Here is a 16,862-nt window from a genome sequence, read left to right on the forward strand (position 1 = left end):
ACTCCTATGCTCGAACAGAAGACAATCCCACGGCTGCTTTTCACGCTGATGCTGTTCGCCGCAGTCGCCTTGACCGGCTGCGGCGAGGACCCGTCACCCACCGCGGTCACGGACCCGGACGGCAAGCCTGCCGCTGCGGACATGCCCCGCCCCGCACCACCCGCCGCCCGGGCCGCCAGGCCCACCGTCGCGCTGGTGATGAAGACCCTGACCAACCCGTTCTTCATCGAGATGGAAAGGGGCGCACGGGAGGCGGAACGGGAACTGGACGTGAAGCTGCTGGTCCGCACCGCCGCCCAGGAAACCTCCATCGAACAGCAGATTCAAATCGTGGATGCCCTGATTCGTGACGGGGTGGACGCCATCGTCATCGCCCCCGGCGACTCGCTGGAACTGATCCCGGTGCTGAAAACCGCCCAGGACGCGGGTATCGTGGTGATCAACATCGACAATCGCCTGGATCCCGGCTTCTCCGAAAAACTCGGGCTCAGGAATGTGGCCTACATCAGCGTCGACAACGAGCAGGGCGCCTACAGCGCGGTGAGCTACCTGAACCGGTTCATCACCCGCCCCACGGCCGTTGCGATCATCGAGGGGATCCGGGGCGCCTCCAATGCCGAGGAGCGCAAGCGGGGCGCCCTCAGGGCCTTCAGCGAGAACCCGAACGCCACCGTGGTGGCCATGGAAACCGCGCACTGGAAGATCGATGAGGGTTATAACGTCGCGGCCGACCTGTTCCGGGCCCATCCCGACATCGGGGCCCTGTTCTGCGCCAATGACATGATGGCGCTGGGTGCGGTGCGCTACCTGAAGGAGAGCGGTCGGCGGGATGTGCTGGTCGCCGGCTACGACGCCCTGCAGGAGGCGCTGGAATCCGTCCGCGAAGGACAGCTGTTGGCCACGGTCGACCAGCAGGCCGCGCTGCAGGGAAAACTCGGCGTGGAGTACGCGGTCCGCGCACTGCGGGGCGAGCCGTATCCCCCGGTCACGCTGGTGGACACCCGCCTGGTCAACCGGAACACCGCCGACCGGCCGGCGCCATGAATCGAATGCAGTGGCATCCCGGAATTACGCTGAAGTACATCGTCTTTCTGGTGTTCATCAGCATTCTTCCGCTGCTGCTGCTGGGCATCGTCTCCCACCAGGTGTCGAGCCAGGCCCTGGAGAAACAGGCGAGCGACTACCAGGTCGAACTTCTCGAGGCGCAAAAGTCCAACCTGCTGCTCCAGCTCACCCAGGTGGAGAACCTGATCGCCAACATCTCGGGCATGGAGGAGATCATCAACTCCCTCGCCGCACCCACCGGACCCGGCGACCGCTTCACCGAACTCTCCACCCAGGCCCGCATCGGCTACATCCTCAACAACTACACCAACCTGGATGGCCTGGTCTCCATCGACATCTTCTCGGTGGACGGCCGCCACTACCACGTGGGCGACACCCTCGACGCGGCCCATATCCGGGTGGAAACCCGGGACGCCCTGTTCCGGCGGGCACTGGAGAGCGATCGCCTGATCAACTGGGCCGGGGTGCAGGAAAACGTCAACTTCAACTCCAGCCACCACTACGTCGTCACGGCGGCGAAGCTGGTGCGCCGGGTGGACCGTGACACGCTACAGTCACAGCCCCTGGCGCTGATAGTGGTCAACTACAGTACCGAGTACCTCTACGAGCAGTTCAGCAGAATCAACCTGGGGCGGAGTGGCTACCTGCTGGTCACCGATCAGGAGAATCGCGTGATCTACCACCCTGACCCCACGCGCATCGGCATGCCGCTCAAGGCGGACTTCGGACACCAGGCCAAGCACCAGTCCGCGAACTGGAACGCGGTCGACCAGGACGGCACTCCGGTGGTGCTGAACCACCTTCATCTTCCCGAGCTCGGCTGGAGCCTAACCAGCGTGGTGCCCGTGAGCACCCTGACCCGGGGAACCCGGTTCATCACCCAGGCGACCGCAATCGGTCTGTTCATCGCGCTGTTCATCATGCTGCTGACGGCACTGCTCTACTCCCGCAACGTCGTCCGTCCCATCCGCACCATCATCGGCAGTTTCAAGCGGTTCCGCTCCGGCGCCCTGGACCTCGATGCCCGCCTGGAGCCGCCCAGCCGCGACGAGGTGGGCGAGTTGGTGCAATGGTTCAACGTGTTCATGGAAACGCTCGCCGCTCAGCGTCATTCCGAGGCGGCATTGCGGGAGAGCGAGGAGCGCTACAGCCTCGCGGTGCGCGGCGCCAACGACGGCCTGTGGGACTGGGATCTGCGCACCGACATGCTCTATCTCTCGCCACGCTTCAAGGCCATGCTGGGATTCACCGACGAGGAGCTTGGCAACATCCCCGACTCCTGGTTCGGACGCATCCATCCCGAGGATCGGGGAAGGGTCGAGAGCGAGCTGGCCGCGCACATGTCGGGCCAGCGCGCCCACTTCGAGAGCGAGCACCGGCTGCTGCACAAGGACGGTGTCTACCGCTGGCTGCTGGGCCGGGGCCTCGCCGTGCGCGACGCCCAGGGCAAGGCCTACCGGATGGCCGGCTCGCTCACGGAGATCACCCATCGCAAGACCACCGAGGAACAGCTCCGCCACGATGCGCTGCATGACCCGCTGACGGGCCTGCACAACCGGGCCTGGTTCATCAACCGGCTGGACAACTCCATCGAACGCCACAAGCGGCGCGGAGAATACCTCTTCGCCGTCATGTTCCTGGACCTGGACGGTTTCAAGCGCATCAACGACAGCCTGGGCCACGAGGCGGGCGACCACCTGCTGCGGGAGGTGGCGCAGCGGCTCAATGAATCCCTGCGCACGGTGGATGCCGTGGCCAGGCTGGGCGGCGACGAGTTCGTCATCCTGCTGGAGGACCTGGAGGAGTTCCAGCACATCGGCGTCGCCGCCGATCGCATCCTGTCGCTAATCGCCGCGCCGGTCACCTTCCAGGGCAAGACCATGACCACCTCGGCCAGCATCGGCATCTGCCTGAGCAGCACGGACTACAGCCAGCCGGAACTGATGCTGCGCGATGCGGACGTGGCGATGTACCGGGCCAAGAACCTGGGCAAGAACCGTTACGAGCTCTTCGATGTGGGAATGCGCGAGCAGATCGTCTCCCGGCAGGGTCTCGAGAGCGAGATCAGGCGCGCCATCGATGCAGGAGAGTTCCTGCTGCACTACCAGCCCGTCATCGAGCTGACGAGCAACAGAATCACCGGGTTCGAGGCGCTGCTGCGCTGGCAGCACCCGGAGCGCGGACTGCTGAGCCCCGAGTCCTTCCTCAAGGTTGCCGAGGAGACCGGCCAGCTGGAGCGGATGAGTCACCAGGTCATGGTGGATGCATGCCGCCAGGTCAAGACCTGGAACGATCGCTACCCTCTCGATCCGCCGCTGAGCGTCGGTATCAACCTCTCGTCAAAGCAGGTGATGGACGGCAGCCTGGTCCAGCAGATCACCGAGACCCTGTGGGAGACGGAGTACGAGCCCAGGCTGCTGGTCCTGGAGGTGACGGAAAACGCGCTCATGCACGAGAGCGGTTCGGCGGCCCAGGTGGTGAGCGAGCTCAAGGCGCTCGGGGTGCGCATCCACCTGGACGACTTCGGCACCGGCTACACCTCGCTGAGCATGCTGAGCCAGAACCAGGTGGATGCGGTCAAGATCGACCGCAGCCTCATCGCCGGGCTGAATCTCGGCCGCACGGAGACGGGCATGGTCCGCACCAGCCTGCTCCTGGCCCACGAGCTGGGCCTGCCGGTCATCGCCGAGGGCGTTGAAAGCGACTCCCAGGCCGACACCCTGCGCAAGCTCGGCTGCGACTTCGGCCAGGGCTACTACTTCTCCCGCCCCCTCTCCCCCCAGGACGCCGAACGCTACCTCTCCCGCAGCATCGACACCCGCGCCGCCGACGCCGGCAGCTGACTTCCCGGGCTGTTGGAAAAGACTTTTCCCTACCGCAGATTAACGTGAATTAACGTTAATTTCTGGATCTCGCCAAGGCGCCAAGAACGCCAAGGAAAGTCGAGTACCAAGGTTACAAGATCGACGATGCCTATCGGGCCGACCTCCCTGTCGAAAGCAAGATCGTTCTCGAAATCAATGTGTCGAAAAGATCAACAACGGTCACAAGAAGCAGCTCCTCACGTACTTGCAACTTGCCGACAAGAGGCTCGGCTACTTGCTCAATTTCGGCGAGGCACTCATGCAGCACGGGATCACTCGCAGCGTTAATCGGCTGGAAGAGAATCGTTGACTCCTTGGCGTTCTTGGCGTCTTGGCGAGAGGAAACTTCTTCTCTCTGCACCCACGAAGCTCTGCTGACGAGCCAAAATTAACGTTAATTCACGTTAATCTGCGGTCCAAAAAAACCATCAAATCCCGAGCTCCGGACGGTCGCGGTACTGCTCCAGGGCCTGGGGGTTGGCGAGGGCCTCGAGGTTCTTGACCGGCTCGCCGTGGACGACGTTGGAGACGGCGAGCTCGACGATCTTCCCGCTCTTGGTGCGGGGGATCCCGGTCACCTGGAGGATGCGCGCCGGGACGTGGCGCGGGGTGGTGTTGCGGCGGATGCGGTCGCGGATGCGCTGTTCGAGTCCGGCGTCCAGCACCAGCCCTTCGCGCAGGTGCACGAACAGGACTACGCGCACATCCCCCTCCCAGCGCTGGCCGATCACCAGCGATTCGATCACCTCTTCGAGCTGTTCCACCTGGCGGTAGATCTCGGCGGTGCCGATGCGCACGCCACCGGGGTTGAGGGTGGCGTCGGAGCGGCCGTAGATGATGATCCCTCCGTGCCCGGTGAGCTCGACGAAATCACCGTGGTGCCAGACACCGGGGAAGCGCTCGAAGTAGGCGGCGCGGTAGCGGCTCCCGTCCGGATCGTTCCAGAAGCCCACCGGCATCGACGGGAACGGCGCGGTGCAGACCAGTTCCCCCTTCTGCCCCGTCACCGGCCGGCCGGACTCGTCGTAGACCTCCACCTTCATGCCGAGGCCGCGACTCTGCAGCTCGCCGCGCCAGACCGGTAGGATGGGGCAGCCGAGGATGAAGCAGGAGATGATGTCGGTGCCGCCGGAGATGGAGGCGAGCTGGATATCCGGCTTCACCCGCCCGTAGACATAGTCGAAGCTCTCCGGGACCAGGGGCGAGCCGGTGGAGAGCATGGCCCGCACGGTGGAGAGATCGTGGGTTCGGGCCGGCTCGATCCCCGCCTTGCTGCAGGCGTCGATGTACTTGGCGGAGGTGCCGAAGACGTGCATCCCCTCCTCCTGGGCGTAATCGAACAGCACGTTGCCGTCGGGGTGGAACGGTGAGCCGTCGTAGAGCAGCAGCGTGGCCTCCGAGGCCAGCCCGGAGACCAGCCAGTTCCACATCATCCAGCCGCAGGTGGTGAAGTAGAACAGCCGTTCGCCCGGACGGATGTCGGTGTGCAGGCGGTGTTCCTTGAGGTGCTGCAGCAGCGTCCCGCCGGCCCCGTGGACGATGCACTTGGGCACGCCGGTGGTACCGGAGGAGTACATGATGTAGAGGGGATGGTCGAAGGGCAGGCGCCGGCAGGCCAGCTCCCCGGCGGGCCAGGGATCGATGAACGCCCCCAGGGTCACCGCCCGCTCGACACCGGAGACATCGGGCTGGGTGGAGACGTAGGGCACCACCACCACCCGCTCCACGGTGGGCAGCCGGGCGACGATCTCCCGCAGCTTGCCCAGGGAGTCGAAGGTCTTGCCGTTGTAGAAATAGCCATCGGCGGAAAAGAGCACCTTGGGCTCGATCTGACCGAAGCGATCCAGCACGCCCTGGACGCCGAAATCGGGGGAGCTGGAGGACCAGATGGCGCCCAGGCTCGCGGCGGCGAGCATGGCGATGACCGCCTCGGGCATGTTGGGCAGGTAGCCCGCCACCCTGTCCCCCGCCCCCACGCCCATGTCCTCGAGGGCGCGGGCCAGGCGCGAGACCTGATCGTGGAGCTGCGCCCAGGTCAGTTCGCGCCGGACCCTGTCCTCCCCGCGGAAGAGGATGGCCGGGGTGTCGTCGCGCCGGCGCAGCAGGTTCTCGGCGAAGTTCAACCGGGCATCGGGGAACCAGCGCGCGCCCGGCATCCGGTCGCCGTCCATCAGTACCGGATCGGCACCGCGCTCGCCGACGACTCCGCCGAACTCCCACACCATGCTCCAGAAATCCGCGGGATTCTCCACCGACCAGCGGTAGAGGGCGGAATAATCCGCCAGCGCCGTGCCGTGCGCCCCGTTCACCCGCTCCATGAACGCCGTCATGTTGGCCCGCTTCACCTGCTCCGCGCTCGGCCGCCACAGAGGCTCACTCATTCATCACTCCTGTGTTTCCATCGAAAAGAACAGTTCAACCGCAGATTGGCGTTGATTGACGTGGATTCCAGAAAAACGACTGGACAAAAACCCGGTTCGAGGTACCAAGCGCGGGATTATGTACAACCGGGTTGTTGCAGCTCTGCATGTTTCCCAGCCTTGGTGCACCCGGACAGCCCGAGAGTCTCGTCGAACAGGGAAGAAGCAATAAATGAACGTCAATTCACGATAATCTGCGGTTAATACAAACCCTCACTCGTAGGTCCGGATGTCGTCGATGACCTTGCCGTCGTTGGGCAGGGTGCCGGGGTCGACCAGTTCCACCTCGCCGCGGAGCTTGCACAGCTCGCGGACGCTGGTGGCGACGGCCTCGGCCAGGCCTTCGGGGCGTTCCCCGGCTTCGCAGCGCAGGGTCATGACGTCGTTGTGCTGGATCCGGTCCACCACCAGCCGGAAGCGCCCTATCTCCGGGTGGCGGGCGGCGACCGCGGCCACCTGGGAGGGATGGACGAACATGCCGCGGACCTTGGTGGTCTGGTCCGCCCGCCCCATCCAGCCGCGGATGCGCTGGTTGGTGCGTCCGCAGGGGCTCGTTCCCGGCAGCACCGCGGAGAGATCGCCGGTGGCGAAGCGGATCAGGGGATAGTCGGGATTGAGGGTGGTCACCAGCACCTCCCCCACCTCGCCCTCGGGCACCGGGTCACCGGTTCCGGGGCGCACGATCTCCACGATGACCCCCTCGTCGACGATGTGTCCCTCGCGGGCTGAGGACTCGTAGGCGATGAGCCCCAGGTCCGCCGTGGCGTAGCACTGCAGGGCCGCCACGCCCCGCTTCGCGAACTCATCGCGCAGTGATCCCGGCAGGGCCTCGCCCGACACCAGGGCGCAGTGGAGGCTGGCTGTGTCCGCGCCGGTTTCGGCCGCCTTGTCCAGGATCATCTTCAGAAACGAGGGGGTGCCGACGTAGCCGGCGGGCCGGATATCGGCGATGGCCCGCACCTGCAGTTCCAGCTGCCCCGGCCCCGCGGGAAAGACGCCGCAGCCGAGGAGATGGGCGCCGGTGTCCACCATGGAACCGGCCGGGGTGAAGTGGTAGCTGAAGCAGTTGTGGATGATGTCGCCGCGCCGGAAGCCGGCGGCGTGCAGGGCCCGCGCGAAGCGCCAGTAGTCGGGCCGTCCCGACTCCGGCTCGTAGATGGGCCCCGGCGACTGGAACACCCGGGTGATCCGTCCCGGCTCCACCGCCGCCAGACCGCCGAAGGGCGGCGACTTCCCCTGGCGCTCGGTCAGCTCCGCCTTGCGCAGCACGGGCAGCCTCGCCAGCGCCTCCATGCCCGCCACGGCGGCGGCATCGACGCCCGCCAGCGAAGCGGCGAACGCCGGCGCATGGGCCCGGGCATGGGCCACCTGCCGCGCCAGCGCCGCCATCAGCGCCGCCGCGCGCGCCTCCGGACTGCGCGTCTCGAGCTCGTCATAGAAGTCGGTCATTTTGTTAACCGCAGATTGGCGTTGATTGACGTTGATTATCCCGGGTTGAGGACAAATCGTCGGAACTGGAGCGACTCCCTGCCGAAGTTCAACAACAATCCCCGCTTCAGCCCTGTCGATTTGAGATAGTGCAGCACCTGGGCCATGTCCGCATCACCGGTTCCTCTGCTGACCTTTAGCTCTACAACGAGCTGCTCATAGCATAGGAAATCGGCCCGATAGCGGCTGGGCAGTGGCCTCCCGCGGTAGAATACCTGCAGAGTTGCCTCTCGTCTGAACGGTATCTGGCGCTGAGTCAGCTCTATTTCCAGAGCATCCTGATAAACGCTTTCGAGAAAACCCGCCCCCAGTTCCCCATGTACCGCCATTGCCGCGCCGACGATTGCATAGGTTTGTTCGTCCCGTGCCATGCCATCCATCCTTGGATGCCGGTGAGAGGTCTTGCAGACTGCAGACTAGCGCTGATTCACTTAAATTTCAGCCTTGAACATGCTTGGCAGGCACACCCTGAGAATCAACGTTAATTCACGTCAATCTGCGGTTAATTCCTGATCACCAACGGTCAGCCCCTCCCTACAGCCAGCGCTTGCGGCGGCGGTAGGACTTGAGGTTCTTGAAGGATTTGCGCTCGTCGTCGCCGCCGCCGAGGTAGAACTCCTTGACGTCCTCGTTGTTGAGGAGCTCTTCGCGGGTGCCGTCGAGGACGATCTTGCCCGATTCCATGATGTAGCCGTAGCTGGCCTGGCGCAGGGCCATGTTGGCGTTCTGCTCCACCAGCAGCATGGTGATGCCCTGCTCGCGGTTGATGGTCCGGATGATGTTGAACACCTCCTTGACCAGCAGCGGAGACAGGCCCATGGAGGGCTCGTCGAGCAGGATCATGCGCGGACGCGCCATCAGGGCGCGGCCGATGGCGAGCATCTGCTGCTCGCCGCCGGAGAGGTAGCCGGCGAGGCCCGTGCGCTCCCTGAGGCGGGGGAAGTAGTCGAACACCATCTCGATGTCGTCCTTCACCCCCTTGTCCCGGCGGGTATAGGCGCCGAGGCGGAGGTTCTCGATGACGGTCATGTCCTCGACGATGCGCCGGCCCTCCATCACCTGGAAGATGCCGCGCCGGACGATCTCCTCGGGAGCGCGGTTGTTGATGGTCTCGCCCATGAAGGTGACCTGGCCCCGGGTCACCTCCCCGTCCTCGGTGCGCAGCAGCCCGGAGATGGCCTTCAGGGTGGTGGACTTGCCCGCGCCGTTGGGGCCGAGCAGGGTCACGATGGCTCCCTCCGGCACCTCCAGGCTCACGCCCCGCAGCACCAGGATCACCTCGTCGTAGACCACCTCGATGTTGTTGACGGTAAGGATCGGCTCCTTCGTCTCCGCCCGGGTCGCCGCTTCAGCCATATGCCACCTCAGTGGGTTCTGATCCAACCGCAAACCGCAGATTGGGGAACAATCGATCTACCGCAGATTGGCGTTGATTTGCGCTGATTTTGCACTCGCTTCAAACGGGGCCGCTGCCGGATCCTCGCCCGGCACACGCAGGCCGCTTGTCCTGTCATGGCGATGGACAACGCCAACCACCCTCGGAAGCTGTCTCTCTTCCACAGTTCTCGCGGACACCACCATGCAAACACCAATCAACGCAAATCTGCGGTTGAATCCCTAAAGAAAAGCGGGCGGCGCGGGGCCGCCCGCCGGTCGCTTACCAGCCGAGCCACTCGGGGCGGCGTTCGAGGGTCGCGGTGTAGACGTTCTCGAAGCCGTTCGGGGTGCTCTTGTAGACCAGCACCTGGTTGGTGCCGCGATGATCATCGGGAGTCCAGGTGGAGGGCAGGCAGACGCCTTCCAGCCCGGCCGGGACGTGGTCGGTCATCTGCTCCATGGCCGCCTTGATGTTGGTGCCGGTGACACCGCCGTCCATCTTCTCGGCCGCGAGCATGGCGTCATGCATGAAGAATACGCCGCAGACCGCGCGCATGTAGTGAAGCACGCGCGCCTCGTTGCCGGAAGGATCGGACATCCTGGACACGGCGCGCACGGTCTCCATGCCGGGCGCGTCGGAGTTCCAGCCGGCGGCGCCCACCACCCAGGCGATGCCGTAGCCGGCGTCACCCGCCGCGGCCTGGGCATTCTCGTCCCAGCCCCAGACGTTGGAGATGAACTGGGTGTCGACGCCCACGGTGGCGCAGGACTTCACCAGGGAGATGTTGGAGCCGGAGGTGTTGGCCAGGTAGGCGTAGTTGGCGCCGGACTCCTTCAAGGACAGGCACTGGGCCTTGAAGTCACCGGGCTTGAGGGAGTAGACGATGGGATTGAGCACCTCGAAGCCGAGCTCCTCGGCATAGGCGGCGCAGGCCTCCTTGGGGGCGTTCGGGTAGGGGTGGTTGTCGCCCATGTGCACGAACTTGGGCTTGCCCTCGCCGCCCTTGGCCTTCCAGTCCTCGGACGCCCACTGCACCACGCCGCGGCAGCCGTCGGAGTAGGACGGTCCGTAGAAGAAGTTGTAGGGCGCGGCGGCCTTGGTGCGCTCCGACTTACCCATGGGATCGGTCAGGTGGCCGGAGTAGGAGGCGGACATGAAGAAGACCTCGTCATTGGTGACGAACTTCACCAGCGCCTCGGTATCGGCCGTGCCCCAGCCCTGGATGGCTACCGGCGCCGGGTTGGAGGCCATCCACCGCTTGTAGGTGGCGATGGCCTGGGGGGCGTTGTAGGAGTAGTCGACGGTCTCGAAGCTGAGCTGACTGCCGTCGATGCCGCCGTTGGCATTGATGTAGTTCATCGCGTCGGCGATGCCCTGCCCGTAGGGCTTGCCCACGTCCGAGGTGGGACCGGTGTAGGCGGCCAGGTGGCCCACCGTGATCGAATCGGCGGCGGAGGCGGTGCCCGCCATCAGGCCGGCCAGCGCCGCCGCCATGGCAGCCGGGATAACGCACTTGTTCATATCCATCACTCCTCTGCTTCCTTCGGTTGTATTGGCTCTCTGTTGCCGAGAGTCCTTCCGCTCCCGGACCGGCGTCGTGCGCTGCCGGCGGGAGATTTCTGCTGCGAGACTTCGTTAGTAGGAAAACGGATACAGCTTCCAGTACGCCTTGACCATCTTCCAGCGGTGGGCGAGGCCGTCCGGTTCGAAGATCAGGAACAGGATGATCGCCAGGCCGATGGCCATCTGCTTGATATAGGCCACCCCCTGGCTGAGCCCGGGCAGCATGTCGCCGACGCTCCCCACCAGGCTGGTCATCACCTCCGGCAGCAGCACCATGAAGGTGGTGCCGAGCAGCGCTCCCATGACCGATCCCAGCCCGCCGATGATCACCATGCCCAGGAACTGGATGGAGAGCAGGATGGTGAAGCCCTCGGCGGAGACGAAGCCCAGGTAGTGGCCGTAGAGGGCGCCGCCGATGCCGGCATAGAAGGAGGAGATGCCGAAGGAGAGGATGCGGTACTTGGTCAGGTTGATGCCCATGATCTCGGCGGAGAGATAGTGGTCGCGCACCGCCACGAAGGCGCGCCCGTCCCGGGTGCGCAGCAGGTTGGCGCCGAACAGGAACATCACCACCACGAAGAACAGCACCACGTAGAAATAGCTCTGGTCGGAGCTCATCGAATAGCCGAACAGGGAGATGGAGTTGGCCAGCGAGCCGGATGAGCCGCCGGTGAACCACTCGGCGCGGGCGAAGAAGTCCTCGAGGATGAACTGGGAGGCGAGCGTGGCGATGGCCAGGTAGAGCCCCTTGATGCGTCCGGCCGGCACGCCCACGATCATCCCCACGGCGGTGGTCAGCACGCCCGCCAGCGGTATGGACAGGATGACCGGAATGCCGAAGCTGTTGTTGATCCAGGCCGAGGCGAAGGCGCCGAAGCCGAAGAAGGCGGCGTGGCCGAGGGAGATCTGGCCGGTGAAGCCCACCAGGATGTTGAGCCCCAGGGCGGCGATGCCGTAGTAGCCGATCTGGATCAGCAGGTTGAGGTAGTAGGCGTTCAGCACCAGCGGCGCCAGCACCAGCAGCACCACCCCGCCCAGCGCGAAGTTGCGCGACATGGGTGTGGGGAAGATGGTGGTGTCCGCGCGGTAGCTGGTGCGGAATTCGCCGCAGCGCATGGTGGCGTGTCCGGCCATGGGTCAGATCCTCTCGATATCCTTGGTGCCGAACAGCCCGTAGGGCTTGATCATGAGGATGATCACCAGCACGTAGAAGGGCGCCACGGTGTAGAGATTGCCCAGGTGCAGCCACTGGGCGTCGAAGTACTCGGCCAGGTTTTCCAGCACCCCGATGGTCAGCCCGCCGACGATGGCGCCGACGATGGAGTCGAGACCGCCGAGAATCACCGCCGGGAAGACCTTGATGCCGAAGAACGAGAGCGCCGAGGAGACGCCGTTGACCATGCCCACCACCACCCCGGCCAGCGCCGAGACCATGGCGGAGATGGCCCAGGACATGGCGAAGACCTGCTTCACCGAGATGCCCAGGCTCTGGGCCACCTGCTGGTTGAAGGCGGTGGCGCGCATGGCCAGGCCCAGGCGCGAGTATTTGAAGAAGTAGTAGAAGCCCACCATGATGACCAGCGAAATCACCAGGCTCATCATGTAGGCGGTCTGCACCTGCAGCCCGAGGATGTTGATGGACTCGGTCTCGAACACCCGTGGGAAGGGCTTGGCGAACACGCCGAAGATCCAGCCCATCAGGCTCTGGAAGAAGATGGACAGGCCGATGGTGACCATGATCACCGAGATGATGGGCTCGCCGATCATCGGCCGCAGCACCACCACCTGCAGCAATACGCCGAAGATCAGCATGAACAGGAAGGTCAGCGGGAAGCCGATCCAGATGGGCGCCTCGAAACTGGTCATGAGCCACCAGCAGACCCAGGCGCCGATGAGCAGGAATTCGCCCTGGGCGAAATTCACGATCTGGGTGGACTTGTAGATCAGCACGAAGCACATGGCCACCACGCCGTATAGGGTGCCCACGATGAGCCCGTTGACCACCAGCTGCAGCAGCAGGTCCAGATTCATGCATTCATCTCCCGGCCGGGTTCGGTTGCCACAGGCAGCGCGTCGCCGCGCCCCTGAATTCGGTACTGTTCATCTCCGCATCCTCCATGGCCATGACGGTGTCAGCCCACCGCCCGCTGGCGCGGGAGCTGCGCTTCCGTCGCACCGCCGCCGTGGCCGGGAATCAGGTCCACCACCGGCAGGTCGGTCTCGATGCGGGACCGGGTTCCGTCCTGGAAGGTGATGACGGTATCCACGTGCACGGAACCGCGGTCGGTGTAGATGGCGTCGATGATGTCGGCGTACTTCTCGTTGATGACGCCGCGGCGCACCTTGCGGGTACGGGTCAGCTCGCCGTCGTCCGGGTCCAGCTCCTTGTACAGCAGGAGGAACTTGCGGATGCGCTGGGCCTCCGGCAGGGTGGCGTTCACCTTGCGCACCTCCTCCTCCAGCAGCCCGTAGATATGGGAGTTGGCGGAGAGGTTGGTGTAGTTGGTGAAGCTGATGCCCCGCTGCTCCGCCCACTTGGCGACGATGCCGAAGCGGATGCAGATGATGGCGGAAAGATAGGGGCGCTCGTGGCCGAGGATCACCGCCTCGGCGATGAACGGCGAGAACTTGAGCTTGTTCTCGATGAACTGGGGCGAGAACCGGGCGCCGCCGCTGGTGGTGGCCAGATCCTTGATGCGGTCGATGACCACCAGGTGGCCGCTCTTCTGCTTGATGTAGCCGGCATCCCCCGTGTGCATCCAGCCGTCGCGGACATCGGCCCGGGTGGCCTCCTCGTTCTTGTAGAAGCCGAGGAACATGCCGCTGGTGCGGGCGACGATTTCGCCCACGCCGTTCTCGTCGGGATTGTCGATGCGGATCTCGGCATTGTCGAAGGGCACCCCCACGCTGTCGAAATCCACGTCGTCGGCGGCATGGATGGTGTAGGCGCCCGCCAGCTCGGTCTGGCCGTAGAGCTGGCGCAGCGGGACGCCCATGGCCTGGAAGAAGCGGAAGGTCTCGGGCCCCAGGGCCGCGCCGCCGGTGGCGGCGGAACGGAGGTAGGTGAAGCCGAGGCGGTCCTTGAGGGCGCGGAACAGGATCCAGTGGGCGAGGCGCGAGGGCCGGCCCTCCTCCAGGGACTTCATGCCGAGCCGCATGCCGAGCTCGAACATCTTCTGCTTCAAGCGGGTGGCATCCATCATCCGGGCGCGCACATCCGCGGAGATGGACTCCCAGACCCGGGGCGCCAGGAGCACGAAGGAGGGACCGATTTCGCGCAGGTCCGCCATCATGGTCTCGGGCTCCTCGACGAAGTTCACCACCGTGCGGGCGATGAGCCACTGCCCCACGGCATACACCTGCTCCATGATCCAGGGCAGCGGCAGCACCGAGACGTAGTTGTCGCCCGGCAGCTTGGGATCGGCCCGCAGGTAGGCGCTGCAGTGGTCCAGGAAGGGGCCGGCCTGGAGCATGGCGAGCTTGGGATTCGAGGTGGTGCCCGAGGTGGTGCAGAGCACCGCGACGTCCGTGCTGCTGCCCTCGCCGAGCAGGCGCTCGTAGAGGCCTGGTTCGGACTCCCCGGCCTTCTTCCCGAGCGCGACCAGCTCCTCCTCGCTCATCAGCCGCTCGTCCTTGTACTTGCGCATGCCGCGGGGATCGCAGTAGACGATGTGATCGACGCACGGGCACTCCGCGGTAAGCTCGAGCAGCTTGTCCACCTGCTCCTCGTCCTCGGCGATGATGATGCGCGCCTGGGCGTAGTTGATGAGGTAGGCCACCTCCTGGTTCATGGAGTCCTGGTAGATGCCCAGGCTCATGGCCCCCAGCGCATGGGCGGCGATCTCGCCGAACAGCCACTGGGGCCGGTTGTCGCCGATGATTCCCACCACCTCGCCGCGGCGGATGCCGAGCGCGTGCATGCCGAGCGCGAACAGGCGCACCCGTTCGTTGCACTGGGCCCAGGTGTATTCATTCCAGATGCCGAAGTCCTTCTCGCGCATGGCCACCGCGTCGGGATGGGTCGCGGCATTGTGGGCCAGCAGGCGGGGAAAGGTGTCGAAGGTCCGGACGTCGCCGTAGTCGGTAGTCTGGTCAGCCATCACGCCACTCGCTCGTTCGGGTCGGCATCGCCCGCCGCCTCCTCGCCCAGGTAGGCGGTGCGCACGTGCTCGTTGCGCATCACCTCCTCCGGCAGCCCGTCGGCAATCTTCTTGCCGAAGTCCAGCACCATGACCCGGTGGGAGATGTCCATCACCACGCCCATGTCGTGCTCGATCATGATGACCGTCATGCCCCACTCCTCGTTGAGGTCGATGACATAGCGGGCCATGTCCTCCTTCTCCTCCAGGTTCATGCCCGCCATGGGCTCGTCGAGGAGGATGAGGTCGGGCTTCAGGGCCACGGCGCGGGCGAGCTCCACCCGCTTGCGCAGACCGTAGGAGAGGGTTCCGGCGACGGCCTTGCGGATGTGGCTGATCTCGAGGAAGTCGATGATGTCCTCCACCGCCCGGCGGTGATCCAGCTCCTCCCGCTGGGCTCCGGTGAGCCAGTACAGGGAGCCGGTGAGGAAGTTGTTCCGCATCAGGTGGTGGCGGCCCACCATGATGTTGTCCAGGACCGTCATGTGGTTGAACAGGGCGAGGTTCTGGAAGGTGCGCCCGATGCCCAGCTGGCAGCGCTGGTTGGGCCTGAGGCGGGTCACGTCGCGACCCTGGAACAGGATCCGGCCCTGGTTCGGGCTGTAGCGACCGGAGACGCAGTTGAGCATCGAGGTCTTGCCGGCCCCGTTGGGACCGATGATGGAGAACAGCTCGCCCCGATCCACGCTGAAGTTGATGTCGGTCAGCGCCCGTACGCCGCCGAAGACCAGGGAGACATCGTTCACTTCCAGCAGCGGTGCCGCATCGCTCATCGGCCCACCTCCGGCGTCGAGCCGCAGGGTTGACCCGGCGGCGCAAAGCCGGGTACGGCGCCGGCCCGCCCGTATCCGTGGACAAGCCGTTGTCCCGGATGGGGATCTGTCACTCGTATCACAGTCCCGCCCTCTCTCGCTCTTGTCTGTTCAGTGTCGGCGGTGGTCCGCCGAACGCTGCGCTTCCCCGCGCGTCTTTTCGCGTACGTCAACGGAAGCCTATCTTACGTTTACGTAAACGTTAAATTAACTGGCCTACGGGGTCAATGGTTTCTCGCCCCGTCAGAGGCCCGGAACGTCAGTGCGACATCAACACCGGCAGCGTCATGTGACGCAGCAGGTGCCGCGTTGCCCCGCCGAGCACCAGTTCGGTGAAGCGGGCCCGGCCGTAGGCGCCCATGACCAGCAGATCGGCCGCCTCGTCCGCCGCGCGGGAAAGCAGCATGTTGCCCACGTCGATGTCATGGGCGACCAGGTAGCTCGACTCGGACTTCACTCCATGCCGCGCCAGGTGCAGGCAGATATCCGCGCAGGGAATGGGACCGTGCTCCCGGTCGCGCTCGGCCGGGTTGACCGCCAGCACCTGCACCCAGTCGGCCTTCTGCAGCAGGGGCAGGGCGTCGTTGATCGCGCGTGCCGCCTCGCGGCCCCCGTTCCACGCCACCAGCGCCCGGCCGACACGGCCGCTGAACCGCCAGGCGTAGGGCACCACGAGGACGGGGCGGCCCAGTTCGAGCATCAGCCGCTCGGGGAGATCGGGGGGAATCACGTCGCTGCGCGCCTCCGGATCCTGCTGCCCCAGGATCACCAGGTCGGCATGGCGGCCATGGGTCCGCACCTCCTGGATCAGCGCCTGGTCGGAGCCGGGAATCAGCGCCTGGCGCCACTCCACGGTCACGCCGCTGTCGGCGGCCAGCGCCTTGAACCGCGCCTGGGCCTCCTCCGCCGCCTTGAGCACGCTCTCGCTGCGGCTGCCGAAGCCCTGGAGGTTGGAGATGTTGCTGGCGAACAGCACCGTGAGGTGCGCGTCGTGCTGCCGCGCCACCGCCAGCGCGAACTCCAGCCGCCGCTTGCACGGCGGCGTGTTGTCCACGTGCACCAGGATGTCTTTCAGCGCCATTGCTTTCCCCTGTTGTGTGAAAAACCCTGTTCACCACGAAGGCACGGAGGAC

Annotated in this window: 13 protein-coding genes; 3 read left to right on the forward strand and 10 right to left on the reverse strand. The window is 65.2% G+C overall.

Annotated elements, in window-relative coordinates; translation table 11 throughout:
- The first annotated feature begins 6 nt into the window (after window positions 1-6).
- Genes DFQ59_RS07890 through DFQ59_RS20640 form a run of 3 tightly spaced genes read left to right on the forward strand, consistent with a single transcriptional unit; the run spans window position 7 to window position 4,239 of the window.
- Window positions 7-1,044: a sugar ABC transporter substrate-binding protein gene (locus tag DFQ59_RS07890; RefSeq protein WP_211314822.1), complete on the forward strand. Its 1,038-nt coding sequence runs from the start codon at window positions 7-9 to the stop codon at window positions 1,042-1,044.
- Complete coding sequence (locus DFQ59_RS07895) at window positions 1,041-3,908, forward strand: bifunctional diguanylate cyclase/phosphodiesterase (protein WP_114279107.1); 2,868 nt, start codon at window positions 1,041-1,043, stop codon at window positions 3,906-3,908. Before DFQ59_RS07890 ends, DFQ59_RS07895 begins: the two co-directional genes overlap by 4 nt.
- A gap of 58 nt (window positions 3,909-3,966) precedes the next feature.
- Complete coding sequence (locus tag DFQ59_RS20640; RefSeq protein ID WP_211314843.1) at window positions 3,967-4,239, forward strand: GxxExxY protein; 273 nt, start codon at window positions 3,967-3,969, stop codon at window positions 4,237-4,239.
- Window positions 4,240-4,357: 118 nt separating this feature from the next.
- Here the strand turns inward: DFQ59_RS20640 and DFQ59_RS07905 are convergent, their stop codons facing one another.
- The 10 genes from DFQ59_RS07905 to DFQ59_RS07950 all read right to left on the reverse strand — a co-directional run bounded on the left by DFQ59_RS07905 (window position 4,358) and on the right by DFQ59_RS07950 (window position 16,810).
- Window positions 4,358-6,310, reverse strand: a complete 1,953-nt coding sequence (locus tag DFQ59_RS07905) for an acetoacetate--CoA ligase (protein ID WP_114279108.1) — start codon at window positions 6,308-6,310, stop codon at window positions 4,358-4,360.
- Window positions 6,311-6,562: 252 nt separating this feature from the next.
- The gene (locus tag DFQ59_RS07910; RefSeq protein WP_114279109.1) at window positions 6,563-7,798 is read right to left on the reverse strand and encodes a phenylacetate--CoA ligase family protein; all 1,236 of its coding nucleotides are present in this window, start codon (window positions 7,796-7,798) and stop codon (window positions 6,563-6,565) included.
- 35 nt (window positions 7,799-7,833) lie between these two features.
- Window positions 7,834-8,208, reverse strand: coding sequence for a GxxExxY protein (locus DFQ59_RS07915; protein WP_211314823.1), 375 nt, complete (start codon window positions 8,206-8,208; stop codon window positions 7,834-7,836).
- Between the two features lie 163 nt (window positions 8,209-8,371).
- A complete protein-coding gene (locus DFQ59_RS07920) occupies window positions 8,372-9,193 on the reverse strand; it encodes an ABC transporter ATP-binding protein (RefSeq protein ID WP_114279111.1) in 822 nt (273 codons plus the stop codon).
- A gap of 301 nt (window positions 9,194-9,494) precedes the next feature.
- Window positions 9,495-10,736 carry an ABC transporter substrate-binding protein gene (locus tag DFQ59_RS07925; protein ID WP_114279227.1) on the reverse strand — a complete coding sequence of 414 codons (1,242 nt, stop codon included), beginning with the start codon at window positions 10,734-10,736 and terminating at the stop codon, window positions 9,495-9,497.
- 114 nt (window positions 10,737-10,850) lie between these two features.
- Window positions 10,851-11,912, reverse strand: coding sequence for a branched-chain amino acid ABC transporter permease (locus tag DFQ59_RS07930; RefSeq protein WP_114279112.1), 1,062 nt, complete (start codon window positions 11,910-11,912; stop codon window positions 10,851-10,853).
- A 3-nt stretch (window positions 11,913-11,915) separates the two neighbouring features.
- Window positions 11,916-12,809: a branched-chain amino acid ABC transporter permease gene (locus DFQ59_RS07935; protein WP_114279113.1), complete on the reverse strand. Its 894-nt coding sequence runs from the start codon at window positions 12,807-12,809 to the stop codon at window positions 11,916-11,918.
- Between the two features lie 101 nt (window positions 12,810-12,910).
- Entirely contained in the window at window positions 12,911-14,878 is a 1,968-nt protein-coding gene (locus DFQ59_RS07940; RefSeq protein ID WP_114279114.1) for a long-chain fatty acid--CoA ligase, read from the reverse strand.
- Window positions 14,878-15,690, reverse strand: a complete 813-nt coding sequence (locus tag DFQ59_RS07945; protein WP_114279115.1) for an ABC transporter ATP-binding protein — start codon at window positions 15,688-15,690, stop codon at window positions 14,878-14,880. Before DFQ59_RS07945 ends, DFQ59_RS07940 begins: the two co-directional genes overlap by 1 nt.
- A gap of 298 nt (window positions 15,691-15,988) precedes the next feature.
- Entirely contained in the window at window positions 15,989-16,810 is an 822-nt protein-coding gene (locus DFQ59_RS07950; protein WP_114279116.1) for a universal stress protein, read from the reverse strand.
- Between the last annotated feature and the right edge of the window lie 52 nt (window positions 16,811-16,862).

This window comes from Thioalbus denitrificans, from assembly GCF_003337735.1.
In the GTDB taxonomy this organism is placed as follows: Bacteria; Pseudomonadota; Gammaproteobacteria; order DSM-26407; family DSM-26407; genus Thioalbus; species Thioalbus denitrificans.